20 protein-coding genes are annotated in these 22,856 nt (G+C 65.4%); 12 read left to right on the forward strand and 8 right to left on the reverse strand.

Going from position 1 to position 22,856, the window contains the following annotated elements; all coding sequences use genetic code 11:
* The first annotated feature begins 3 nt into the window (after positions 1–3).
* From IVB24_RS01220 to IVB24_RS01235, 4 genes are read left to right on the forward strand one after another with little or no spacing between them, the layout of a single operon-like run.
* The gene (locus IVB24_RS01220; RefSeq protein ID WP_247771811.1) at positions 4–813 is read left to right on the forward strand and encodes an ABC transporter permease; all 810 of its coding nucleotides are present in this window, start codon (positions 4–6) and stop codon (positions 811–813) included.
* Positions 814–822: 9 nt separating this feature from the next.
* Positions 823–1,482: a polysaccharide deacetylase family protein gene (locus IVB24_RS01225; protein ID WP_247771812.1), complete on the forward strand. Its 660-nt coding sequence runs from the start codon at positions 823–825 to the stop codon at positions 1,480–1,482.
* 3 nt (positions 1,483–1,485) lie between these two features.
* Entirely contained in the window at positions 1,486–2,355 is an 870-nt protein-coding gene (locus IVB24_RS01230) for a fumarylacetoacetate hydrolase family protein (RefSeq protein WP_247771813.1), read from the forward strand.
* 36 nt (positions 2,356–2,391) lie between these two features.
* On the forward strand, positions 2,392–3,435 hold the full coding sequence (locus tag IVB24_RS01235; protein ID WP_247771814.1) for a uroporphyrinogen decarboxylase family protein: 1,044 nt from the start codon (positions 2,392–2,394) through the stop codon (positions 3,433–3,435).
* 34 nt (positions 3,436–3,469) lie between these two features.
* Here the strand turns inward: IVB24_RS01235 and IVB24_RS01240 are convergent, their stop codons facing one another.
* Positions 3,470–4,750: a Spy/CpxP family protein refolding chaperone gene (locus IVB24_RS01240; protein WP_247771815.1), complete on the reverse strand. Its 1,281-nt coding sequence runs from the start codon at positions 4,748–4,750 to the stop codon at positions 3,470–3,472.
* A gap of 193 nt (positions 4,751–4,943) precedes the next feature.
* Positions 4,944–6,002: a LysM peptidoglycan-binding domain-containing protein gene (locus IVB24_RS01245; RefSeq protein ID WP_094973855.1), complete on the reverse strand. Its 1,059-nt coding sequence runs from the start codon at positions 6,000–6,002 to the stop codon at positions 4,944–4,946.
* Between the two features lie 182 nt (positions 6,003–6,184).
* On the opposite strand from IVB24_RS01245, the gene IVB24_RS01250 reads away from it, so the two are divergent.
* Entirely contained in the window at positions 6,185–6,877 is a 693-nt protein-coding gene (locus IVB24_RS01250) for a hypothetical protein (protein WP_247771816.1), read from the forward strand.
* Between the two features lie 241 nt (positions 6,878–7,118).
* Positions 7,119–9,782 (forward strand): EAL domain-containing protein, encoded by a 2,664-nt coding sequence (locus tag IVB24_RS01255; RefSeq protein ID WP_247771817.1) that lies wholly within the window; start codon positions 7,119–7,121, stop codon positions 9,780–9,782.
* 82 nt (positions 9,783–9,864) lie between these two features.
* Here the strand turns inward: IVB24_RS01255 and IVB24_RS40150 are convergent, their stop codons facing one another.
* Positions 9,865–10,251 (reverse strand): helix-turn-helix domain-containing protein, encoded by a 387-nt coding sequence (locus IVB24_RS40150; protein ID WP_346771355.1) that lies wholly within the window; start codon positions 10,249–10,251, stop codon positions 9,865–9,867.
* Positions 10,252–10,947: 696 nt separating this feature from the next.
* A complete protein-coding gene (locus tag IVB24_RS01270) occupies positions 10,948–11,124 on the reverse strand; it encodes a hypothetical protein (protein WP_155526039.1) in 177 nt (58 codons plus the stop codon).
* Between the two features lie 291 nt (positions 11,125–11,415).
* Here IVB24_RS01270 and IVB24_RS01275 point away from each other — a divergent pair, with 291 nt between their 5' ends.
* Together IVB24_RS01275 and IVB24_RS01280 are read left to right on the forward strand one after the other, a co-directional pair.
* Positions 11,416–12,558: a lactonase family protein gene (locus IVB24_RS01275; RefSeq protein ID WP_247771818.1), complete on the forward strand. Its 1,143-nt coding sequence runs from the start codon at positions 11,416–11,418 to the stop codon at positions 12,556–12,558.
* Positions 12,559–12,628: 70 nt separating this feature from the next.
* A complete protein-coding gene (locus IVB24_RS01280; protein ID WP_247771819.1) occupies positions 12,629–12,799 on the forward strand; it encodes a hypothetical protein in 171 nt (56 codons plus the stop codon).
* An 8-nt stretch (positions 12,800–12,807) separates the two neighbouring features.
* On the opposite strand, the gene IVB24_RS01285 is transcribed toward IVB24_RS01280, so the two are convergent.
* On the reverse strand, positions 12,808–13,419 hold the full coding sequence (locus tag IVB24_RS01285) for a PAS domain-containing protein (RefSeq protein ID WP_140482046.1): 612 nt from the start codon (positions 13,417–13,419) through the stop codon (positions 12,808–12,810).
* A gap of 289 nt (positions 13,420–13,708) precedes the next feature.
* Here IVB24_RS01285 and IVB24_RS01290 point away from each other — a divergent pair, with 289 nt between their 5' ends.
* Positions 13,709–14,596 (forward strand): HlyD family efflux transporter periplasmic adaptor subunit, encoded by an 888-nt coding sequence (locus IVB24_RS01290; RefSeq protein WP_247771820.1) that lies wholly within the window; start codon positions 13,709–13,711, stop codon positions 14,594–14,596.
* Between the two features lie 164 nt (positions 14,597–14,760).
* Here the strand turns inward: IVB24_RS01290 and IVB24_RS01295 are convergent, their stop codons facing one another.
* On the reverse strand, positions 14,761–15,609 hold the full coding sequence (locus IVB24_RS01295) for a caspase family protein (RefSeq protein WP_140482044.1): 849 nt from the start codon (positions 15,607–15,609) through the stop codon (positions 14,761–14,763).
* Between the two features lie 428 nt (positions 15,610–16,037).
* On the opposite strand from IVB24_RS01295, the gene IVB24_RS01300 reads away from it, so the two are divergent.
* The 3 genes from IVB24_RS01300 (at position 16,038) to IVB24_RS01310 (ending at position 19,971) form a co-directional block, all read left to right on the forward strand.
* The gene (locus IVB24_RS01300; protein ID WP_247771821.1) at positions 16,038–17,765 is read left to right on the forward strand and encodes a hypothetical protein; all 1,728 of its coding nucleotides are present in this window, start codon (positions 16,038–16,040) and stop codon (positions 17,763–17,765) included.
* A gap of 185 nt (positions 17,766–17,950) precedes the next feature.
* Complete coding sequence (locus tag IVB24_RS01305; protein ID WP_094973847.1) at positions 17,951–18,676, forward strand: thermonuclease family protein; 726 nt, start codon at positions 17,951–17,953, stop codon at positions 18,674–18,676.
* A gap of 107 nt (positions 18,677–18,783) precedes the next feature.
* Positions 18,784–19,971 (forward strand): aminotransferase class V-fold PLP-dependent enzyme, encoded by a 1,188-nt coding sequence (locus IVB24_RS01310; RefSeq protein ID WP_094973846.1) that lies wholly within the window; start codon positions 18,784–18,786, stop codon positions 19,969–19,971.
* A 160-nt stretch (positions 19,972–20,131) separates the two neighbouring features.
* Here IVB24_RS01310 and IVB24_RS01315 read toward each other — a convergent pair whose 3' ends face one another.
* Both IVB24_RS01315 and IVB24_RS01320 read right to left on the reverse strand, forming a co-directional pair.
* Positions 20,132–21,238: a hypothetical protein gene (locus IVB24_RS01315; protein WP_247771822.1), complete on the reverse strand. Its 1,107-nt coding sequence runs from the start codon at positions 21,236–21,238 to the stop codon at positions 20,132–20,134.
* Complete coding sequence (locus IVB24_RS01320) at positions 21,238–22,674, reverse strand: MBOAT family protein (protein WP_247771823.1); 1,437 nt, start codon at positions 22,672–22,674, stop codon at positions 21,238–21,240. Before IVB24_RS01320 ends, IVB24_RS01315 begins: the two co-directional genes overlap by 1 nt.
* Between the last annotated feature and the right edge of the window lie 182 nt (positions 22,675–22,856).

Here is a 22,856-nt window from a genome sequence, read left to right on the forward strand (position 1 = left end):
ACGATGAGCGCGAGAATCAGTGCGAAGTCGTTGCGATATCTGATCGTGATCTGCTTGATCGCGTTGTGGGAGCTACTGCCACGCACCGGACTCATTGCCGAGCTGTTCCTGCCTTCGCTGTCGTCCACGCTGATCGCCGGATGGACGGACGCGGGCGAATACGGTCATGCGCTGGCGGTCACGCTGTACGAGGTCGTGGTCTCCATGGCGTTCGCCTGCGGCGGCGGCATCCTGCTCGGCGCGATCGTCGGCAGCCTGCCGCGGCCGCGAATCCTGATCATGCCGATGGTGTCGAGCCTGTATGCGGTGCCATTGGTGATCCTCTATCCCGTCTTCACCGTGTGGCTCGGCATCGGCTCGGAATCCAAGATCGCGTTCGCCTCGATCTACGGCTTCCTGCCGACGATGCTCGCGACCGCCGCCGGCATCCAGACCATCGACCCGCAGCTGCTGCTCGCCGCCCGCAGCATGGGCGCGACGCTCAGCCAGCGGCTGGTCCGCGTCATCATCCCCGCTGCGATCCCGACGGTGCTGTCGGGCCTGCGCGTCGGCGGCGCGCTTGTCATCGTCGGCGTGGTGGTCTCGGAGATGCTGATCTCCTCGGCCGGCATCGGCTATCTGATCTCGCGCTACCGCACCATCCTCGACAGCCCACACGTGTTCGCGGGCGTGCTGCTGGTGCTGTTCCTCGCCATCGGCTTCAACGCCGTGATCCGCTGGATCGAGCGCAAGGCGGCGATCTGGCAGACCGGCACCCGCGCCGGCCAGGCCAACGACGAGATCGCGGTGAACGCGATGCAGCCGGCGACCTGAGGTATTGGCGTGTACGATCTGACCCTGACATTCGACAACGGCCCCGATCCCAACGTGACGCCGCGCGTGCTCGATGTTCTGGCCGCGCGCGGGATCAAGACCACGTTCTTCGTCATCGGCGAGAAGCTTGCCGATCCCGCGCGGCGCGCGCTTGCGGAGCGCGCCCATGGCGAGGGACACTGGATCGGCAACCACACTTTTACGCACAGCATTCCGCTCGGCGAGCAATCCGGGCGCGACACCGCGGAGAACGAGATCGGCCGCACGCAAACTGCGATCGGCGACCTCGCGCATCCCAATCGCTGGTTCCGGCCGTTCGGTGGCGGCGGCAATCTGGACCAGCGGCTGCTCAAGCCGTCAGTGGTCGGCTATCTCACCCGCAACAGACACAGCTGCGTGCTCTGGAATTCCATTCCACGCGACTGGGCCGATCCTGACGGCTGGACCGAGCGCGCACTTGATCAGTGCAGCCGGCAACCCTGGACGCTGATGGTGCTGCACGATCTGCCGACCGGCGCGATGGCTCATCTGGAGCGCTTCCTCGACCGCGCCGAAGCGGCCGGCGCCCGCTTCCGCCAGGACTTCCCGCCATCATGCGTTCCGATCCGCAATGGCGATATCGCGCTTCCCATCAACGACTTTGTTTCCTCCATCGAAGAGAGTGTTTGATCCATGAAAGTCGCAAGCTTCACCATCTCAGGCACCGCGAGCTACGGCATCGTCACCGACAAGGGTGTCATCGACGCCGGCAAGCGCCTGAAGGCCACTCCGACGCTGAAGGCGCTGCTGACGAAGGGCTCGCTCGACGCGTTGAAGAAGCTGGCCGGCGATGCACCCGACTACGCGCTTGCGGACGTCGCCCTGCTGCCGACCGTGCCCGATCCCGACAAGATCTTCTGCATCGGCGTCAATTACGCCACGCATCTGGCCGAGAGCGGCCATCCGACGCCGGCACATCCGATGATCTTCACCCGCTTCGCCAACAGCCAGGTCGGTCATGGCCAGCCGATGATCCGGCCGCTGGAATCCGAGCGTTTCGACTACGAAGGCGAGATGGCCGTGATCATCGGCAAGGCCGGCCGCCGCATCTCGCGGGAAGCCGCGCTCGGCCATGTCGCCGGCTATGCCTGCTACAATGACGGCAGCATCCGCGACTGGCAGCGCCACACCTCGCAATTCGCGCCGGGCAAGAATTTTGCCGGCACCGGCGGCTTCGGGCCATGGATGGTCACGACCGACGAATTGACCGACGTCACCAAGCAGACGCTGATCACACGGCTCAACGGCGTCGAGGTGCAGAAGGCGCCGATCTCCGATCTCGTCTTCGACGTACAGGCTTTGATCGCCTATTGCTCGACCTTCACCGAGCTCGTGCCCGGCGACGTGATCGTGACAGGCACGACCGGCGGCGTCGGCGCCTATCGCACGCCGCCACTGTGGATGAAGGGCGGCGACACCGTCGAGATCGAGATCTCCGGCATCGGCATCCTCAGTAATCCCGTCAAGGACGAGGGTTCAGTCGCGGCAACGCGGGCGGCCTGAACTCACGCGTTCAATAACAATAAGAAGGAGAACCCCATGCCCATGCCAACGCACATCCTGCCGACCACCGTGGTCGGCAGCTATCCGCAGCCGGAATGGCTGGTGAATCGCGCCATGCTGTCGAAGGTGGTGCCGCGCACCCGCCTGCACGACATGTGGCGGTTGCCGGCGGAGCATCTGGAGGAAGCTCAGGACGATGCCACCATCGTCGCGATCCGCGACATGGAACGCGCCGGCATCGACATCGTGACCGACGGCGAAATCCGCCGCGAGAGCTATTCCAATCGCTTCGCCACCGCGCTCGACGGCATCGACGGCGACAATCCCGCGATGATCGTGGCGCGCACCGGCAACACTCAGACGCCGGTGCCGCGCGTCGTCGGCCCCATCAAGCGCAAGGGACCGGTCGAGCTGCACGACATGCAGTTCCTGCGCAAGAACACCGAGCGTGCGGCGAAGATCACCCTTCCCGGCCCGTTCACGATGAGCCAGCAGGCCAAAAACGAGTTCTACAAGGACGAGGAAGAGCTGGCGATGGCGCTCGCCGAAGCCGTCAATGCCGAGGCGCTCGATCTGCAAAAGGCCGGCGCCGACGTGATCCAGCTCGACGAGCCCTGGGTTCGCAACAATCCCGAGCTCGCCAAGCGCTACGCCGTCAAGGCGATCAACCGCGCGCTGCAAGGCATCACGGTGCCGACCGTGGTGCATCTCTGCTTCGGCTACGCCGCCGTCGTGCCCGGCTCGAACAAGCCGGCCGGCTATTCTTTCCTGGCCGAGCTCGACGACACCATCGCCGACCAGATCTCGATCGAGGCGGCACAGCCCAAGCTCGACCTCGGCGTGCTCAAGGATCTGTCGTCCAAGAAGATCATGCTCGGCGTGCTCGACCTCGCGGACCCTGCGATCGAGAGCGTCGACACCGTCGCCGAGCGCATCCGCAACGGGCTCAAGCACGTGTCGCCCGATCGCCTGATCGCAGCGCCCGATTGCGGCATGAAATACATGCCGCGCGCGACGGCGTTCGGGAAGCTGAAAGCGATGTGCGATGCGGCCGCGAAGATCAGGCGGGAGATCGGCTGACGGTTTTCAGGTGAGGCGCCGTTGCCGTCGCGCCTCACGCTCCCCGCTTCGGTCCGATCGCCTCGAAGCCGGCCTTCTGCTCGTCACTCAGGTCGGCCTCGAAATCGTCGAGCGCATCAGCGACGCCGTTCACGGCCTGCAGCATCGTCTCCAGCCGCGCTTTCACGGCGGTGAGGCGGGCCTGCGGGGTCTCCGGCGTCTGTGACGGACAGGCGCTGAGCGTTTGCATGGTGCGCAGGGCGGTGTCCTGGAGCACTTCGAAGCGAGCGCGGGCGGTGTCGTCGAGGCGGAGCGTGGTGGCGATGTCGTTCGCCGGCCATTGCTGCTGCACCAGCTGCTCGTATTGACGCTGCAGCTTTTCGTCATAGCGGGGATCGCTGTCGGGGTCGCAGGCGCTCGACGCCTTGGCGTCCTTGTTCACATCCTTGCGCTGCATGGCCGCGAGAGCGACGCGGCGGCCCTTGCCGAGCGCTTCGAACTTTGCCTTCTGATCGTCGTCGAGCAGGTCGGTGAATTTGGCCAGCGGCGGCGCGACCGCGTCGATGGCCTTGATCATGGCCTCGAGCCGCTCGCGCATCAGGCCGAGGCGGTCCGCGGCCGTAGTGGGGACCTGTGCCGGGCAGGCCGCGCGAATGGTGTCGCGCGCGGCATTCCAGGCCGATGCGAGCTCGTCGAGCGCGGTGCGCTGCAGTTCGTTCGGCTGCACCGCCTCTGCGATGCGTTCGACGGGCAGGCCGCCGGTGTCGCTGGCGTCGCAGAGTGTCTCCGCGGTCGGGACGCGCCGGCCGCGCCGGCCTTGCGATGCCGTGTAGGCCGCGAGCTCGGTCGCAGCATAGGGCGCGAAGATCGCGGCATAGATGTCGCCATAGCCGTAGAGCGAGAGGCTGGTCGCATCGCCGAGGACGACGGCATTGGTGAGGTCGTCATGCGCGAACGGCCAGAACACCGGGCCGACCCAGCCATAATTGCCATCCGGATGACGCCACCAGCCTTGCGCGCGGCGGCCGCCGTGCCAGCCCGCAAGTGCGGCTTGCGCCGTGAGCGCAGCGCGCAGAACGTAAGGATTGGCAGGCTGCCCGCGCTCTGCGCCGCGCGGATCTTGTGACCTCAGCGCGGCGGAGCGGTATCGGCTGCTTCGCACCGCCATGCGGGAATGGCGCAGGCGCGACAGGCCCATCATGTGACCGACGGCGAAGCGCGCGACGCCGAGCGGACCGCCGCGCAGTCCGAATTGCGCCTCGGCTCTCGCAGGCAACAGCACCGCCGCGATCAGGACGGTCGCGCCCGCCAGCGCCAATCCCATGCGTCCCGACATGACCGCTGACCTGACCAATTCGGCCTCCCTCCCAGCTGCCCACGCGCGCACTGCGCCGTATCGGGATGACTCGCGAGGGAACCGATCGTTCCGAAAGGACACAGGGCAAAGCGTCGCGGGCGTCTGGAAAGATCGCCGCGGCGAAGCTCTCTCAAACGCGGCCGCCCCCAGTAAGACGGGAAGGAAGACGCCCTCACTCCGCCTTTTGCGGCATCACGAAGGTCTGGCCGGGGTAGATCAGATTGGGATTGTGGATCTTGTCGCGGTTGGCCTTGAAGATCACGGCATAGCGGGCGCCGTCGCCATAGGCGAGCCGGCTGAGTGCCCACAGGCTGTCACCGCGGGAGATCACCCGGCTGCCTGTCTCCGCCGGGGCGGCATTGAGGATTTCCGCGGGCGAGGCGGATGCAACCGTCGTCGCCGCCGGCGCCCGCGCCATCACCCGGGGTTTCGGCGCGCCGACTGGCCTCGGCCGCGCCGCGGGCCTGTCGGAGGCCGAGGCGAGATGCGACGAGGCCGACGGCAGGGACGCCACGACATCCGATTTGTCGTCCGGCTTCTCGGCCTGCTTCGGCTCTTGCCTTGCAACGGGTGCCGGGCGCGCGGGCGGCGGCGCCGCCTCGGCGATGGTGACCGGCATGGTCCGGCCCGACTGCGTGACCGTGCCATCCGGCGCCCTGGCCCGCAGCGTCAATTCATAGGAACCTGCGGGAAGCTGCGGCGGGGTCATCACGAACTGACCCGAGGCGTCGGCAGTCACGGTATCGAGTGGCTTGCCGTCGCGCAGCAGCTCGACCTTGGCACCCGGCACGGCACGGCCCGCAATGACAGCCGCCTCGCCGTGATCGTCGACGCGGGCGACGTCGAAACGGGGGCCGGTGTCCGCGACCGCTGCCGGCGGCTTGGCCGGTGCGAGGTCGGGCAGCGCCGTGACCTGTTTCTGGATCTCGGCCAGCGCACCTGGCTCGGGCTTGGGCTCGGGCGCCGGGACCGCCGCCGGCGCGGATACAGGCGCAGACGGCGTAACGGCGGCCAGCTTCGGCTGGTCCGGCTTCAGGTCAGCCTTGAGGTCAGGCTTGAGGTCAGCCTTGGCCTCAGCCTTGGCCTCGACCTTGGCTTCTGGCTTGGCGGCAACAGCGGTCTTGGTCCCGTCCGACAGCAGGCGTCGCAGCTCGGTCGGACCGATCACCAGAACCGTGCCGGCCATCGCGAGCAGGCAGAAAGCAATGAAGGCCTTGGATGCGGTCATCATCGGAAAAGAACCTTGGGTGGCAAATCAACCGAGGGCGGCAAGGTGCGCCGAATTGGCTGCGGCATCAAGACGGTCGATGGGATGATAGCCCGCCCTGGCGCCTATCAAGGATGAACCGGCACCACGGCGCCGGCGTCAAATCATGCGAGGCCGCATCGCGGCATTCTTTAAGGAATTTTCCTGTGACCGCATTTCGCCGTCCTGACTGGTGGCTGGCGCTTGCCCTGACGCTCGCCGCCGCCCCTGCCCTTGCGGCCTCCGGCCCGCCGTCCGGCTTCGTCCTCTCCGATGATACCGAGCTCGCCTTCACCTCGCCGGACAAGACCGTCAGGCTCGAGCAATACATGAAGGACAGCGGGGATTTCGACATCAAATGGCAGGCCTGGGCGCGGCACGGCGAGCAGATGACGGAGCTGAAGCCCGAGCAGGGCTATCCGGCCGGCTTCCGCTTCACCAGCGACTCGCAATGGCTGGTGCGGATGCAGAAGACCGGCTCTGGCGAGCAGGATCTGTTTCTCTATCACGTCGAGAACGGCGCCTTCGTCAGCGCGACCAAGAAATCACTCGGCGATCTCGCCTGGGCCTATTTCCACAGCCGTCCCGACACCAGGAAGATGAAGCTCGACTACCACATCTCGGCCAATCTGATGAAAGGCACCGAAACCGCCTATCGCTGGCTCGGCGTCGACTGGCCCGACAACCGCTATTTGCTGATCTCGCTGTCGGGCGAAATGGACAAGTATCCGAAGAACGTCGCCGTGAAGGGGCTGGCCGACTGGAAATGCCGCTATGACCTCAAGACCGGCCAGTTCGATGTCCCCGAGATGTTCGCCAAGGGCAATGCGGAAGCGCTGAACTGGGAGATCAAGCGGTGAAAACTGCACCGCGATCGTCGTGCTCGGGCTTGTCCCGGGCATCCACGTTCTTTGTGCCGCGAAGAAAGACGTGGATGGCCGGGACGAAGCCCGGCCATGACGCTGCGGAGGGTTTGGTGCCCAACAAAACTCCGCGCCGGAACCAACCCACTGATTCCACTCCGATTCATAGTTCCTTAACCTTCGCTGGTAACGGGGTCTTGTCGGTTTTGCTGCACCTTGCGTGCCACGGGAGGGCTGCATGGGCACATCGATCCGATGGACCGCACGCATGCGCGCGTTGCTCCGTCGCTGGCGGGGAGCGCCACTGACATGGCTGATCGCGGGCGGCTTCGTGCTGATGGTCGCAATGGCCATCGGCACCGCGCTGACCGTCGACCGCTTCAGGCAGAACGCGATCGAGAGCGGCCGCGACAGCCTTGAAAGCTCCGTGCGTCTGCTGGCCCGGCATTTCGACCGCGAGTTCGAGGATTTCGCGGTGCTGCAGAAGAGCATCCTCGCCGAACTTGAGAGTCACGGCATCGAATCCGCCGACATCTTTCGCAGCGAGATGGGCACGCTGGCGATGCACGAGGTGATGCGTGCAAAAGCCAGCGGCTGGTCCGACGTCGCCGGCGCAAATCTGTTCGATTCCAGCGGCATGCTGATCAACTCGTCGCGCCGCTGGCCGGTCGCCGATATCTCGGTCGCCGACCGTGGCTACTTCAACCGCCTCAGGAACGATCCTGCCGCGCAGGAAGAGGTCGAGGTCGTCCCCGGCCGGCTCGGCAACGGACCGGCGATCGTGTTCGCCCGGCGCGTGTCCGGCCCGCATGACGAATTTCTCGGGGTAATCTCGCGCGCGATCACGCCCGACCAACTCGAATCCTTCTTCGCCTCGACCGGGCTCGGCGAGGACTCCTCGATCGCGATGCACCACCAGAACGGCCAGTTGCTGGCGCGCGTTCCGCGTGTCGATGCGATGATCGGCCAGAACTTTCGCAAGGGCACGCCGGAGCAGATGGCGGTGTTCGAGCGCACCTTCGTCACGATGCAGCTCGCCAGCCCGATGGACGGCAAGGACCGCATCGTCGCCTCGCGCATGTTGACCGGCGAGCCGCTGGTCGTGGTTGCGACCAGGTCGCTGGATGCGACGCTCGCCACATGGCATACGCAGACGAAATTCTTCGTCACCATCGCCGTGCTCTCGATCGGCCTGCTGGTGCTGACGCTGTTCCTGATCTTCCGCCAGGTCACGCACCGGCTCTCGCTGGAAAAGCAGCGGCTCGACACCGCGATGAACACGATGACGCAAGGGCTGCTGATGTTCGATCAGGACCAACGACTGATCGTCTGCAATAGCCGCTACATCGAGATGTACGGCCTGTCCCCCGCAGTGGTGAAGCCCGGCGCCGATTTCCGCGACGTGATCCGGCACCGCCATGACACCGGCTCGTTCCACGGCGACGTCGAGGCCTATTGCGACGACATTCTGAGCCATGTCGGACGCACCCAGAGCTCCATCGTCGAGACCGCGGACGGCCGCCTGATCGAGATCAAGAACCAGCCCGGCGCCGCCGGCGGCTGGCTTGCGACCCATGACGACGTCACGGCGCGCATCCGCGCAGACGAGCGCATCGCGCATATGGCGCATTACGACGCGCTGACCGACCTGCCCAACCGCGTGCTGCTACGCGGCCATCTGGAGCGGCGCGTCGCCGAGCTCAGCCAGGGCAAGCCGTTCGCCATCCTCTATATCGACGTCGACGAGTTCAAGGGCGTCAACGACTCGCTGGGACATGAGGTCGGCGACGAATTGCTGCGGCAGGTGGCGAACCGCCTGCGCGCCTGCGTTTCCGGCAACGACCTCGTCGCGCGGCTCGGCGGCGACGAGTTCGCCATCGTCAAGGCCGCGACCTGCGATCCGGCCGAGCTGTCGGCACTGGCGGAAGAAATCCTCAAGGCGTTGCGTACGCCGGTGGATTGCAAGGGCCTGGACATCCCGACCGATGCCAGCATCGGCATCGCGATCGCGCCCGATCACGGCGACAATCTCGACGATTTGCTCAAGCGCGCCGATCTCGCGATGTATGCGGCGAAGTCGGAGGGGCGCCGCACCTACCGCATCTTCACGCCCGAATACGACGCCAAGGCGCGGCTGCGCCGTCAGCTCGAGCTCGATCTGCGCCAGGCGCTGGCTCGCGGCGAGTTCGAGGTGCACTACCAGCCGCTGGTCGATCTCGCGGCCAATGTCGTCACCGGCTGCGAAGCGCTGCTGCGCTGGCGCCATCCCGAGCGCGGCATGGTCTCGCCCGCGGACTTCATTCCCGTCGCCGAAGACACCGGGCTGATCGGCGAGATCGGCGAATGGGTGCTGAAGCAGGCCTGCCATGAGGCCGCCTCCTGGCCCGACCAGATTCACATCGCCGTCAACGTTTCGCCGGTGCAGTTCCGCTCGCGGACGCTGGCGCTCAAGGTCGCCGCCGCGCTCGCGGAGTCGGGACTCGCGCCCGGACGGCTCGAGCTCGAGATCACCGAGACCGTGCTGATCCGCGACGACGAGGAGGCGCTGACGATCCTGCAGCAATTGCGCGAGCTCGGCGTGCGCATCGCGCTCGACGATTTCGGCACCGGCTATTCGTCGCTGAGCTATCTGCACCGCTTCCCGTTCGACAAGATCAAGATCGACCGCAGCTTCATCAGTGACATCGGTCAGTCCGAAGATTCATCGCCGATCGTGCAGGCGGTGGTGCACATGGCCGCCGCGCGCCACATGGCGACGACCGCCGAGGGCGTCGAGACCGAAGCCCAGCGCGAGGTGCTGCGCCAGCTCGGATGCAGCCAGATGCAGGGCTGGCTGTTCAGCCCGGCCGTGCCGGCGGCGAAGCTGAAGCAGTTGCTGGCCGCGCAGGCGGCGGCGGCTTAACGCGGCGACGCTCCCTCGTCGGCCAGATGTCCAGCCCTTCGCGTGCAGACTCTAGGAGTCGATCGGCTAAGTTCCTCACGATTCAGCAGCGAGAGCTGCCGTTGTGTCGTCCCAACGAAGTGCAAGAGCCGGCGTCGCGAAGGATAGAGATCTCGCGCGACACGGTTTCGAGCGTCAGTCCAAGGTAGTCGCCAATGTCACGACGACTCGTTGGCCCCAGAAGCAACATGTGGCTTTCAGCATGCTGCAAATTCTGGGTGACCAGCCGGATAAGCTTGGTCGTGCCGCCTGCCTGATCAGCCATGCTGCAAAGCAAGGCACGCTGTCTGACAATCCGCACTTTGGTTTCGACGAGAGCTTCTGCGGAAAAGCGGTGGGATTTGTCGCTCTCGAAACCGAACATGTCGCCCGGCAAATGGAACGAGTTGATCTGGCGGCGACCGTCCGAGAGCAGCCGGTAGGTTCGCACCGCTCCGGAGACGATCTAGTAGACGTACTCCGGCTCGTCTCCTTCGCCAAACACCTCGGTACCCCTGCGATACTTGAACTCGCTGGATGAGACGCGGTCTCCTGCCAAAGCCGCCAAATGCCCATCGTTCAAGCGACGCCCTGTTTCGTTAGTCCTGATGAGCATCGCAACGCCACCCGGAAATGTTAACGTAGGGAGACGGCGGCGGCCGGAATTGAGCCGGCCCAAATGCGGCGCACAAAAAGAGTAAGCCGCCAGCCTTGGGGAAGCTGACGGCTCAGCTTAGGAAACGGCGCAGCTGGGCTACGCGCTGTCCTCGTGCTCGCTTCCCGAAGCCGGAGGGAAACGCTAACTCACCATACCGATCCTCACCCTCGCTTGCCCGCCGCCTGGCTCCGAAAATTTAGGATCGAACCTTTGATGCCCGGCAGCATGACGTAAACCGAGACCTCACTGCGAAGTCGGGACGTTCACACCTACCGCCTGTCGGCCTGCACTTCGACAAACTCGGAATCGGGGTGGCTCACGATGGTGGCGACCATGATGCCGCTGATGATCAGCGACCAGGCGGTGTTCCAATAAATCCAAAACACGAGCCAGCCTCCGTTTCCATCTGTCACGCCTGCGGGGACGGGTAACGGCACGGCAATGCCGCCGTTCCCAACACGAGGCGCGGCACGACCGCGCGGCAAGACGCTATTTTGGTTTGGTCGGCGGCGAGGCGCGATCGGTTTGGCCGGTGTGGCGCTTTGCCACGACGTCCTCATCGCGCTCGCCTTCGCGCGGCCGAGGCGGCGGCTCGGGCTGGCCGGCTTGACCGCCATGCTTGCCGCCCATGTCGGGCTTGCCTTCGAGATCGTTTTCACTGGGCATGCCGGTTCAATGCGCTCGCGCACCATTGGTTCACAGCCGCATCGGCTGTTTTCGCCCTGTGTACGGACTCATGGGATCGCCGTCCTTTGCAGTGCGGGATGACTGGCGCGCGCCAGCGCGGCGCAACGCATCTGTCCTCCTGCTCCGCAGCAGTGCGGCAGCCCACCCCGGCGCGACCGATACAATTTCGGCATCGATCGATCCCAATTGGAATTTGGTGCGACGGCGCGCCGCCCGCTAACCTCCTGGGCAAAACAACAAGGCCGCGACCGGCCCGCGAGGAGGAGCCCCATGTTGAGACCGACCCGACGACGCATCGCATCCAAAGCGCCACGCGCTGCGATCGCCACCACCCTCACCTTCCTCGCCCTCGTTTCTGGAGTCCGCGCCGGCATGGCCGAGACCTTCGCCTATGTCGGCAACGCCGACAGCAACGACATCAGCGTGTTCAAGATGGATGACAGCGGCGAGATGATTCCGGTGCAGACCGCCGCCTTCAAGGGCGTCGACAAGCCCGGCTCCTCGACGCCGCTCGCGATCACGCCCGACCACCGCGTGCTGATTGCCGGTGTCCGCTCGCAGCCGTATCTCGCGGTGAGCTTTGCGATCGATCCCGGGACGGGCCAGCTCAGCCCCATCGGCAACGGACCGCTCGCCGACAGCATGGCGAACATCGCCGTCGACCGCGGCGGAAAATTCCTGTTCAGCGCCTCCTATGGCGGCAACAAGGTCGCGCTGAATCCGCTTGCCGGAAATGGCGTCGCCGGCGAGCCGAAGCAGGTGATCCCGACCGGGCTGAACGCCCACGCCTTCCTGCCCTCGCCCGACAACCGCTTCGTATTCGCGACCAATCTCGGCTCGGACCAGGTGCTGGCCTTCGCGTTCGATGCCACAGCCGGCACGCTGACGCCGAACGATCCGCCGGCTCACAAGGTGCCGGAAAAATCCGGGCCGCGGCACTTCGTATTCCACCCCAATGGCAAATTCGTCTATCTCGTCCACGAGTTGAACGGCGACGTCGCTGCATTCAGCTATGAAGCCAGGAGCGGCGCCTGGGACGAGATCCAGCGCACCACCGCGCTGCCGGACGGCTTCAATGAGAAAGAGACTGGCAAGAAGCCCTGGGCCGCCGACATCCACATCACCCCGGACGGCCGCTTCCTGTACGCCTCCGAGCGCACCACCAACACGCTCACCGCCTACAAGGTCGATGCCGCCAGCGGCAAGCTGACCACGATCGGCAGCGTGCCGACCGAGAAGCAGCCGCGCGGCTTCCAGATCGATCCGACGGGACGCTACCTCGCCGCGGTCGGCGAGCTCTCCGACAGCATGACGGTGTATGCGATCGACCAGGGCAGCGGCGCGCTGGCCAGGCTGAAATCCTACTCCACCGGCAAGAAGCCGAACTGGGTGGAGTTCCTGAAACTGCCGTGACGGGCACCGCCGCCGACCTACGTAAACATCCGTAATTTCGTTGGCCGCACCTTGGCTTCATATCTCGCCGATGGACCGTCAGATCGTCTTCAAATGCCCGCAGACCGGGATGAACGTGCAGCATCGGCTCGGCGAGGAGCCGGCCGACCACACCCATGTGTCGGTGTCCTGTCCGGCCTGCACGCGCCTGCATTTGATCGACCGGGCCACCGGCAAGCTGCTGGGTGAGCGCCGCGGCTGACGAGGCGTTTACGGCCGCGCCGCGACCTGCGCGGTGACGTCTTCGACGTGGTGCAGCAGGTAAACCAGATGGCCCGTGGTGTCGTGGATCGGCGAGTTGATCGGCTGCCAATGACGCTCGACGAAGGTGCCGGCGGGATCCCGGATGTCGTAGCGCTGGATCGCCATGGCATGCGCGCGCCCGGTTTCGCCGACGATCCTCAAGCTGCCGTAGAGATTGCTGACGCCGTCGGCGAGCGGCTCGTCGGGATTATCAGGGAATATCTCGAACAGCGAGCGGCCGACGATGTCGGCGCGGCCGGTCAAGGTCGCGGCTGCATAAGCGTCATTGACGTCGACGATCAGCAGGCCCGGCCCGGGGTCCAGCAGCAGGTAAGGATGCGGTGAGGCATCGAATTCCGGCTGGAATTGTTGCCGGATCGTGTCGGCGTCACCGTGCTGCCGCCGACGCTGTTCGAGCGGCGTCGTATCGGCCCCTGATGCCGCCGAGTTCAGCAGCGCCAACTGGCGCCTGGCCGACGCCAGCAGCGCGCGCACGGTGCTCTGCACCGTCGGGTCGGCCGTTTCGTTGAGCAACCGCTCGAAATGAACGATGTTCTGCTCGCAAACGAACCGCTGCATCCCACCACGACCAAAAGTTGTGCGACCGCGATGCCGCGTCATCTTGATCCTAGTTCAATACAGGCGGCCCGGGCAGATGAGAAGACGGTGAGCCACGGCACTTTGGGAGTAGTGCCGACCACAGCGCGCCGCCCGGGAAAAGCGAACCTGTTCTCCAATCGCGCGACTAATCAAAGACTTGCTGCGACGGCCAGCGGCGGTGTGGCCTTCCTTTTTGAGGCAACGCTGCCATAGTCCGCCGCCCTGCCATCTGCTATCGATTGGAGGCATAGCCCCCGTGGAATTTCCGATGCGTCATTTGCCCCGCGCCGTTGCTCGAAGCCTGTGTCCCGCGGCCATCGCCGGTATGGTCATCCTCGGTCCCTCTCCGGCCGGAGCCGATGACGACGCGCCCAAGGGGCCGGCGGTCACGGTGCTGAAAGTCGCAAAATCCTGCTTCTCCGACATCGTCGAGGCCGCCGGCACGATCATCGCGCGGGCGGAGACGTCGGTGCGGCCCGAACGTCCGGGTCTGAAGGTTACCGACGTGCTGGCGGAAGCCGGCGACACCACCACCGCCGGCCAGGTGCTGGCGCGGCTGGCGCTTCCCGAGGGCGGCACGCTGCAGGTCGCCGCGCCGGTGGCGGGCGTGATCGCGACGTCGACCGCCCAGATCGGCAATTTCGCCTCGACCAAGGGCGAGGCCCTGTTCACCATCGTGGCGCGCAGCGAATACGATCTCGTCGCTCTGGTGGCGACCACCGATATGCGCAAGCTCGCGGTCAATCAGCCGGCGACCGTGCGGATCGCAGGCGCCGGCGACATCGACGGCAAGGTGCGCCGCATCGGCCCGACCGTCGAGCCGAACATCCAGCAGGGCATGGTCTATATCGGCATCTCCTCGCAGAAGCGGCTGCTGCTGAAGGCGAGCGGACGTGCGCTGATCAAGACCGGGCAGAGCTGCAACGTCGCGGTGCCGCTGACATCAGTGCAATATTCATCCGCCGGCACCGTGGTGCAGGTGATCCGCCGCAACCGCGTCGAGACCAAGCGTGTCGAGGTCGGCTTGATGTCGGGCGGCAATATCGAGGTCCGCGACGGCCTCAATGAGGGCGATGTCGTCGTCGCCCGCGCCGGTGCGTTGCTGCGCGAAGGCGACCCGGTGCGTCCGGTGATGGCCGCGGAAGCGGCGAAGTAGGCTTCCTCGTGTCCCGGACGCGTGCAGCGTGTAACGCTGCTGCGCTGAGCCGAGACCGTTCTCGTCACACAGCGGCAGTCAAAAAAACTGGGCCCCGGCTCAGCGTCGCATCATTGCATGATGCGCCGCGTCCGGGGCACGAGAGATCGTTGATTTGAAAAAAACTAGCCGCCGGCTGCGTCGAAATGGACGTCTTCGAGCAGCGAGGAGGAGACTGTCGGGACCTGATCGCCTTCGCTGGCGCGGGAGATGGCGACGCGGGTCTTGTTGAAGACGCTCTCGGCGCTGCCCTTCGCACTGAGGTTGTTCAGGAACTCGCTGACCAGCACGCTGTGCTCGCCCTTGCCGTCGTCGACGACCTTGCCGGGCGAGGCCGAGGTGAGGATCAGCGCGTTGTCGGACGCGCTGATCGGCGCGAGGCCGTGGCTGTAGGAGCGGAAGCGGCGCTCGTATGGGTTACGGCGGGAGGCGTCGACGACGACGAGCTTGGCCTTGGCGCCCTGCTCCTTCATCATGTCGATCACGCCATCGATCGAGACGCCCTGGCGGCGGACGTCGCTTTCCTTCCAGATCACGGCATCGACCGGCAGCATGTAGCTCTCGCGTCCGGCTTGCACGCCGTAGCCGCCGAAGAACAGCATGACGACGGTGTCGCGCTTGATCCGGGACTTCAGGCGGTTGACGGCGCGGACCATGTCGTCCTTGGTCGCGTCTTCCACCATGTCGACGTCGAAGCCGTTCTTGCGCAGCGAGGAGGACAGCGCGCGGGCGTCGTTGATCGACTGCGTCAGCGGCGCGCTGGCGTCGGGATAATGTCCATTGCCGATGACCAGCGCGAGGCGCGAGGTCTGGCCGATCGAGCCGGTGATCTGGTCGGTCGAGACGGCCTTGGCAGCATCGATCGCACGCATGTTCAGAGCAGCATGGGCGCCGATCACCAGCGAGGCCGTGCCGATCAGGGCGGCGGCCAACGCGATGGTGCGTCGGGAAAGGTCGAGCTGCTTTACATTCATCTCGGTTCGTTCCTGTGCCAAAGACCAGCCAAGCGCGCGCACACTGTTTGAGTAGCGCGATAGCGTCTTTAGGTTTGAGGGATTGGCCGGGGAAGTGCCCCCGAATTGCGCGCAATTTGCGGCGCCGCACCAAACAAACCTTTAACCGCATATAGGGTGGCGGGCAATAGATTGCCCAAAATTTGAGCTAAGCGGTTGAACCCGTTGGTTAATTCCCCGCCGCAAATCGTTCCTTTTTCGCGTCCCCGTAGCCTTCCGGGGGCTCATCATGCAGCCCTCGTGCCCACTTTTTCTGTGACTTTTATCACATTTGTATTTCCTGCGAATCCGGGTAGCTTTTTCAACGACTTGCTGGGGGTGGCGCGTGGCTGGAGCGCGCTTGGGGCCCCCGGCCAGAACCCGCCCAAGTGCCCGCGACCAGGTATTTCATGAACTTTCATTATTTTGCCGGCGCCGCCTGCCGGGCGCTGCTGGCGCCGAAGGACGGCCCCTCGCTTTACGATGTGTGCGATCCCGTATTGTCGGGGCCAGCCAGCGGCGATCCGCATCTGGCCAAATTCTACAAGACCGCGCTCGGCAATCCCGCGCTGCGGATGCTGCTGCGGCGGGCCGGACTGCCCGAGCTGCGCGACGAGGCCACGCTGACGGCGCTGCGCCAGGCGCTGGTGCGCGCCCGCGACGAGGCCGAGCCCGATTGGGCAGCGGTCGGCCAGCCGGTCGCCGACCTCGTCGACAGCATTGCGCTCGACCATCCCAAGCCGCCGCCGGCGATGTTCACGGGCTCGGCGCCGCCCGCGCCGCAGATCGACGGCGTCATCCGCGACTGCGCGCAGCATCTGCTCGGCTCCTACCGCAAGAACGGTTTCCTGCCGACCTATGCCGCCTTCAACCTGATCGGCGATCCGGATTTCCGCGGCCGCGAGCTGATCATGGCGCTCACGGGGCTGAACGCCCGCGGCTACAAGAATTCCTCGCTGCTGTTCAACCTCGCCCGTGTCTTCATCGCGCGCTCGCCCGCGCATGCCGTGGTCAATCCGCCCTGGCGAGGGATCGCCGAGCCGATGTGGGAGCCGGTGCAGATCCGGCACCGCTCGGCCTATTACGATGCGTTCTTCATCGAGGCGCTGCTGAGCTATGGCGAGTCCGGGCTCGCCTCGCCGGCCGACAAGATCGCGGCCGAGCGGGCCATCGCCGACATGGTGGATTTCTGCGTCAACATCAGCCGCGAGGAGGTCGAGGGCATCGACGGCGCGCGCTTCAACGTCGTCACCGCGCTGGCGCCGCCGCCGCATCCGCGCTTTTCGCGCTACTTCGCGCAGATCAAGCAGGACCTCGGCTTCGGCATCTACGTGCCGGATTGCGACACCACGGCCTGCTCGATCTCGGCGGCGACGCAGGCCGGCTGCACCGATCCGATCATCGATCAGCCGCTGCTGGATTTCTACGCCGGCTACCAGGTGCGCGCCGGCGTCAATGAACCGCGCGTGACCGTGCCGCTCAACGAGAATATCGACTACGAGGGCGGCGTCGCGACCTGGATCGACAACCTCCGGGGCGAGCGTCCCTACGGCAACGATCTCGATCCGACGCTCAATCTCGACATTCTCGAAGTGAGCTTCCGCAACCTGGCGCGCTGGAAAATCCTGGAGACGCCGGCGCGGCTCGCCACGGTGCACCGCATCATCGGCTTCCAGAAGCGGCTGGCGGCGAGCGGCGCCTTCGCCAATCCGCGCTCGCACATCTATTACCTGCCGGAGCTCTACAGCGCCTATTTCGGCCGCTGCTATGCGGCCTTCCTGGCGCTGCCGCTGGCGGCGCAGGCCGCGATCGACCCGAACGGCGATTTCGACTTCATCCGCCATCGCGTTCTGTCCTACGTCAAGGGCGAGCTGATGGCCGCCGAGATGAACGTGTTCGACGCGGCGCTGGCGCTGATCGCGCTCGGCCATCTCGGCGCCGACCCGCGCGCCTTTGCACCGGCGTTGAACGTGATCGTCGGCGCCATCGGCGAGGGCGGCCGCCGCGGCCCGTTCCGCGCCTATGAGTGGAACAAGATGAAGACGCCGACGCGGATCTTGGTGGGTGGTCCGGAGGTGACGTCGGCCTTCGTACTGATGGGGCTGGCATTGGCGAAGCGGGCGATGGCGCGGGGGTGAGGCGCTCTCGTGCCCTGGCTCTGCGGAGCGGCGATGCACGCCGCACCGCGTCCGGGACACGAACCGAGTGACCGCCGCAATGACGGGAAGTTGAAAGCCTCTCTGTTAGGCATAAGCTGGCCCGACGGCCAAAAGCCGACCACAATTGCGCGATCTATCGAATTGTCCTGAACACGCGGGCCGGCATGTTGCGAAAAGTCCTGATTGCGCTGTCTCTCCTCGCTCTCCCCTCGCTGGCTGAGGCCGCCGATATCACCGGCACGGCAAAGGTCCGCGCCGGCGATGCCGTCGTGATCGGCAACACGCGGATCCGGCTCGGCGGCATCGACGCGCCCGCGGTCGATCAGCTCTGCCTCAACACCAAGGCCGAACGCTGGACCTGCGGCGTCGCGGCGCGCGACGAGCTCGCCAAACACGCTGACGGCAAGAGCTGGGCCTGCCATGCCCGTTCGATCGACCGGCGCGGCCGCACCGTGGCGCGCTGCGAGGTCGGCGGCGAGGACATCCAGAAATGGCTGGTGCGCAGCGGCTGGGCGCTTGCCTACACCCGCCTCTCCAGGGACTACGAGCTCGACGAGGCGGCTGCGCGCGAGGCAAAAGCCGGAATGTGGCAGGGCGCCTTCATCGCGCCCTGGGACTGGCGCGTCCGCAACAAGAAGACTCACATCCTGGGTGCGACCAAGCCACCCGACGGGGCGCATGCGGTGCTGCTCGCCTCGGCGTCGGGACCGGTGGCGCCCTCCCCGGACTGCACCATCAAGGGCAACGTCAACAGCGCCGGAGAGTGCATCTTTCACCAGCCGACCAGCCGCTGGTACACCCAGATCAAGATGAAGATCGCCAAGGGCACCCGCTGGTTCTGCTCGGTCGAAGAGGCGGAAGCCGCCGGCTGCCGCGAGACGAAGCGTTAGCCCACCTCAGACCCGCGTTTTGCGTGCTTTTCTTGCACTGCAGCGCAGCGTAAAGATAAAACTCAGCGATCCACCAGCCTGTTCTCAAGAAACAAGGACCAACAGCAATGACCGTTCGCGCGGGCCGGGAATTTCTGGCCATCCCCGGGCCCACCACGATGCCCGACGAGGTGCTGCGGGCAATGCACCGTCCGGCGATCGACATCTATTCCAAGCAGATGACCGATCTGACCGAGAGCCTGCTCAGCGACATCTCGAAACTGTTTGCGACCAAGGGCAAGTCCTACATCTACATCGCCAACGGTCACGGCGCCTGGGAAGCGGCGCTCAGCAACGTGCTGTCGCGCGGCGACAAAGTGCTGGTGCTGGAGAGCGGGCGCTTTGCGATCGGCTGGGGCAATGCGGCAGCGCTGATGGGCGCCGAGGTCGAGGTGCTCAAGGGCGACTGGCGCCGCGCGGTCCGGCCGAGCGAAGTCGAGGAGCGCCTGCGCCGCGACAAGGAGCACACCATCAAGGCCGTCGTCGTGGTCCAGGTCGACACCGCCTCGGGCGTGCAGAACGACATCGAGGCGATCGGCAAGGCGATCAAGGCGGCCGGCCATCCGGCACTGTACATGGTCGATACCGTTGCCTCGCTCGGCTGCATGACATTCGAAATGGACAAATGGGGCATCGACGTCGCGATGTCCGGCTCGCAGAAGGGCCTGATGACGCCGCCCGGCCTCGGCTTCGTCGCCGCCAATGCGCGTGCGCTCGAGGTGCACAAGAAGGCGAACATGTCGACGCCCTATTGGAGCTGGAGCGAGCGCGAGGGCAGCGAGCATTATCGCAAATATGCCGGCACCGCGCCGGTGCATCTCTTGTTCGCCTTGCGCCAGGCGATCGATCTGCTGCACGAAGAAGGCCTGGAGAACGCCTTCCGCCGCCACAGCCTGCTCGGTGAAGCCACGCGCCGCGCGGTCGGCGCATGGTCGGAGGGCCAGGTGCTCGGCTTCAACGTCGCGGAGGCCAGCGAGCGCTCCAACACCGTGACCACGGTGACCATGAGCAACGGCCACGATCCGGCAATCCTGCAGCGCTATTGCAAGGAGAAGTGCGGCGTCGTGCTCGGCACCGGCATCGGCGACCTCTCGGGCCAGGCCTTCCGCATCGCCCATATGGGTCATATCAACGCACCGATGCTGCTCGGCACGCTCGGGGTGATCGAGATCGGCCTCAACGCGCTGAAGATCCCGCACGGCAAGGGCGGGCTCGAAGCCGCGGTGGCGTATCTCGGTGACGAGGTGGCGGCGTAGGAAAGCGGCGCTCGTGCCCCGGCTCTGCGGAGCGGCTCTTCGCGCCGCACCGCGTCCGGGACACGAGACGGGGAGTCGATCGCAGTCTCGTAGCCCGGGTGAGCGAAGCGACACCCGGGACTCTTATGCGAGGCCCCGCATGTCGCTTCGCTCATGCGGGCTACGGCAGCCCCGGCACCCGATATACCTCGACCTGCGCCTTCAGCTCATCCAGCGACGTCAGCGGCGCTTTCGGATCGACGCGATACTCCCCGCTCGCCAGCCATTTCAGCACCATCGCGTCCACCACCGGAGAATGGTGGATGACGTCGCCGTAATTGCCGAGCTCGTGCGTCACCGCCTTGATCGCGCGGAAATCGTGGAGGCGGACGTTGGGAAGCTGCGTCAGGCGGGTCGCGATGACGGCCGTGAGATCGGTGACGATCTTCAGCGTCTCCGGCGAGGCATCGCGCATCGCGACGAATTGCAGGATCGAATAGGGCGGGAAGTAGACGTCGAAGATCACGTCGGGGTGGCGCGCGACCAGGGCGACGGCATCGCGCTCGAAATGCCTGACCATGGCGTCATAGCCGTAGCCTTCGCCGAGAAAGCGGCTGCGTACGGGGCTCGTGATGTAGGCGAAGGCGGCGAGCGCCTTCTTCGCATTGTACTCGCGAGCAATGTCGAAATCCCGCGGCAGCGCGTAGATGTCGTCGACATCAGCCAGCGCGAACTTGATGGGAAGAACCGGCGCCGCGCGGGTCAGCGGCCCCTGTAGCGGCGGGACCGAGCGCAGCAGCGCGAACAGGGACTCTTTCGCCATCGCGGCGCTGAACAGATAGGACGCGATGCCCTTCGCTGTTCCGCGGTAGAGATCGACCGAGAGATAAGGATCGGCCTCGATATCGGCGGCATCGACGAAGATGAAATCGTCCATCTCCCAGATCACGCGCCTTGCGCCGCGCGCGATCGCCTGCTCCAGCACGAAGGCCTGCTGGCGGGAGTTGGAGCCGGTCATCGCCAGCTTGAGCGAATGCACACCAAGCGCGCGGTCGATATCGCTCTGGCGGAAATGGATCGCGAGCGAGGTGCCCATGAAGGCGGTGTCGAACGACTGGCTGCGGATCAGCCCGGCATTCTGCACGCGCGTGTCGTCGGAATAGAAGGCGGAGCCCGAGGGGCGGAACAGCTGCAGGGGATCGACGAAAAGAGTGAGCCCGGCCGCACCGAGCACGAACGCGATGCTCGCGAGCAGAAGGCGCTTGAGACTGGTGAACGTAGCGCGCATCAGAACCGGAAATAGATGAATTCGCTGTGGCTCTGGATGCCCAGGATTCCGAACGCAAGCACCAGCGATGCGCCATAGAGAAACAGCGGCCGCATGCGCCCTGCCCGCAAGTTCTCGCCGACCCTGCGGTTAGCGTGATCGTATCCCAGGATGCCTTGCGTGTTCGGCGCCAGCCAGACCAATGCGGCGTAGACGGCGATCATCACCAGCGCCGCGATCTCCTCGCGGCCGAACACGATATTCGAGGGATCCGCCATGGCGTGGAGAACCCGCAGCGCCCACGCAACGCTCTCGGCGCGGAAAAAGACCCAGGCGACGACGACGGCGAGGAACGTCAGCACGGCCCCGCCGATGCGAGCCGGGCGCGCAAGAGCCGAGGGGATGGTCGGCACCACCGCATTGAAGGCGTGATTGACGCAGAGATAGGCCCCGTGCAACGCGCCCCAAACGACAAAAGTCCAGGCCGCGCCGTGCCAGAGCCCGCCGAGCAGCATCGTGATCAGCAGGTTGACGTAGCGCAGCACGCGGCCATGGCGGTTGCCGCCGAGCGGAATGTAGAGATAGTCGCGCAGGAATTGCGACAGCGTCATGTGCCAGCGGCGCCAGAACTCGACGATGCTGGTCGCCTTGTAGGGCGAGTTGAAATTCACCGGCAGGAAGATGCCGAACATCAGCGAGATCCCGATCGCCATGTCGGAATAGCCGGAGAAATCGAAATAGAGCTGGAAGGTGTAGGCGAGTGCACCACACCAGGCCTGGTCGAAGCTCGGCGAGCGCGTCTCGAAGGCGAGCGCGACCAGCGGCTGGATTCCGTCGGCAAGGCAGGTCTTCTTGAACAGGCCGATGGCGAAGATGATGACACCGCACAAGATGAGATGTCCGTCCGGACGCTTGGTCTCCTCCCGCTCGAATTGCGGGATCATGTCCTTGTGGTGGAGGATGGGCCCCGCAATCAGATGCGGAAAATATGTCACGAACAGTGCGTAATGCGGCAGCGCATAGGCCGCGACCTGGCCGCGATAGGCGTCCACCAGGAACGCGATCTGCGTGAAAGTGTAGAAGGAGATGCCGACCGGCAGCAGGATGTGGACCGCAAAATGCGTGCCGAGCAGCGCGTTGACGTTCTCGGTGACGAAGCCGGCATATTTGAAGATGCCGAGCACGAGCAGATCGCCGGCGACGCCGAGCGCGAGCGCCGCCTGGCGTCGTGACGGGCCGAGCTTCGCCACGATCAGGAGATGCCCGACGCCGTAATTGAACGCGATCGACAGCAGCAACAGCGCCACGAACTGCCAGCCGCCGATCGCGTAGAAGGCGATCGAGGCCAGCGCCAGCCAGATCACAGGGGTGAGATTGCTGCGCCGCCCGAGCCAGAAATATCCGGCCAGCACGACCGGGAGGAACAGCAGGATGAACGGGTAGGAATTGAACAGCATCAGGCTGGACCGGCGGCGGGGATTTTGGTCCGTAAAGCATAGAAGCGGCGCATCAACAACCCGGCGACTTGGCGTAGTCCCGCTGGCAATTCGTGCGCTTGTCGCCATATTATGAACGACCCGCCGTCTTCTACGGCCGTCATTGCCGGGCTTGACCCGGCAATCCATCGTTCCGGGAATCG

The sequence above is a fragment of the Bradyrhizobium sp. 192 genome (assembly GCF_023100965.1).
GTDB classification, from domain to species: Bacteria; Pseudomonadota; Alphaproteobacteria; order Rhizobiales; family Xanthobacteraceae; genus Bradyrhizobium; species Bradyrhizobium symbiodeficiens.

What these genes read in the sequence shown, in the direction of transcription:
- IVB24_RS01220 (WP_247771811.1), top strand. Translation starts at nt 4, where the DNA reads ATGAGCGCGAGAATCAGTGCGAAGTCGTTGCGATATCTGATCGTGATC.
- IVB24_RS01230 (WP_247771813.1), top strand. Translation starts at nt 1,486, where the DNA reads ATGAAAGTCGCAAGCTTCACCATCTCAGGCACCGCGAGCTACGGCATC.
- IVB24_RS01235 (WP_247771814.1), top strand. Translation starts at nt 2,392, where the DNA reads ATGCCCATGCCAACGCACATCCTGCCGACCACCGTGGTCGGCAGCTAT.
- IVB24_RS01240 (WP_247771815.1), bottom strand. Translation starts at nt 4,750, where the DNA reads ATGTCGGGACGCATGGGATTGGCGCTGGCGGGCGCGACCGTCCTGATC.
- IVB24_RS01245 (WP_094973855.1), bottom strand. Translation starts at nt 6,002, where the DNA reads ATGATGACCGCATCCAAGGCCTTCATTGCTTTCTGCCTGCTCGCGATG.
- IVB24_RS01255 (WP_247771817.1), top strand. Translation starts at nt 7,119, where the DNA reads ATGGGCACATCGATCCGATGGACCGCACGCATGCGCGCGTTGCTCCGT.
- IVB24_RS01270 (WP_155526039.1), bottom strand. Translation starts at nt 11,124, where the DNA reads ATGCCCAGTGAAAACGATCTCGAAGGCAAGCCCGACATGGGCGGCAAG.
- IVB24_RS01275 (WP_247771818.1), top strand. Translation starts at nt 11,416, where the DNA reads ATGTTGAGACCGACCCGACGACGCATCGCATCCAAAGCGCCACGCGCT.
- IVB24_RS01280 (WP_247771819.1), top strand. Translation starts at nt 12,629, where the DNA reads ATGGACCGTCAGATCGTCTTCAAATGCCCGCAGACCGGGATGAACGTG.
- IVB24_RS01285 (WP_140482046.1), bottom strand. Translation starts at nt 13,419, where the DNA reads ATGCAGCGGTTCGTTTGCGAGCAGAACATCGTTCATTTCGAGCGGTTG.
- IVB24_RS01290 (WP_247771820.1), top strand. Translation starts at nt 13,709, where the DNA reads ATGCGTCATTTGCCCCGCGCCGTTGCTCGAAGCCTGTGTCCCGCGGCC.
- IVB24_RS01295 (WP_140482044.1), bottom strand. Translation starts at nt 15,609, where the DNA reads ATGAATGTAAAGCAGCTCGACCTTTCCCGACGCACCATCGCGTTGGCC.
- IVB24_RS01300 (WP_247771821.1), top strand. Translation starts at nt 16,038, where the DNA reads ATGAACTTTCATTATTTTGCCGGCGCCGCCTGCCGGGCGCTGCTGGCG.
- IVB24_RS01305 (WP_094973847.1), top strand. Translation starts at nt 17,951, where the DNA reads ATGTTGCGAAAAGTCCTGATTGCGCTGTCTCTCCTCGCTCTCCCCTCG.
- IVB24_RS01310 (WP_094973846.1), top strand. Translation starts at nt 18,784, where the DNA reads ATGACCGTTCGCGCGGGCCGGGAATTTCTGGCCATCCCCGGGCCCACC.
- IVB24_RS01315 (WP_247771822.1), bottom strand. Translation starts at nt 21,238, where the DNA reads ATGCGCGCTACGTTCACCAGTCTCAAGCGCCTTCTGCTCGCGAGCATC.
- IVB24_RS01320 (WP_247771823.1), bottom strand. Translation starts at nt 22,674, where the DNA reads ATGCTGTTCAATTCCTACCCGTTCATCCTGCTGTTCCTCCCGGTCGTG.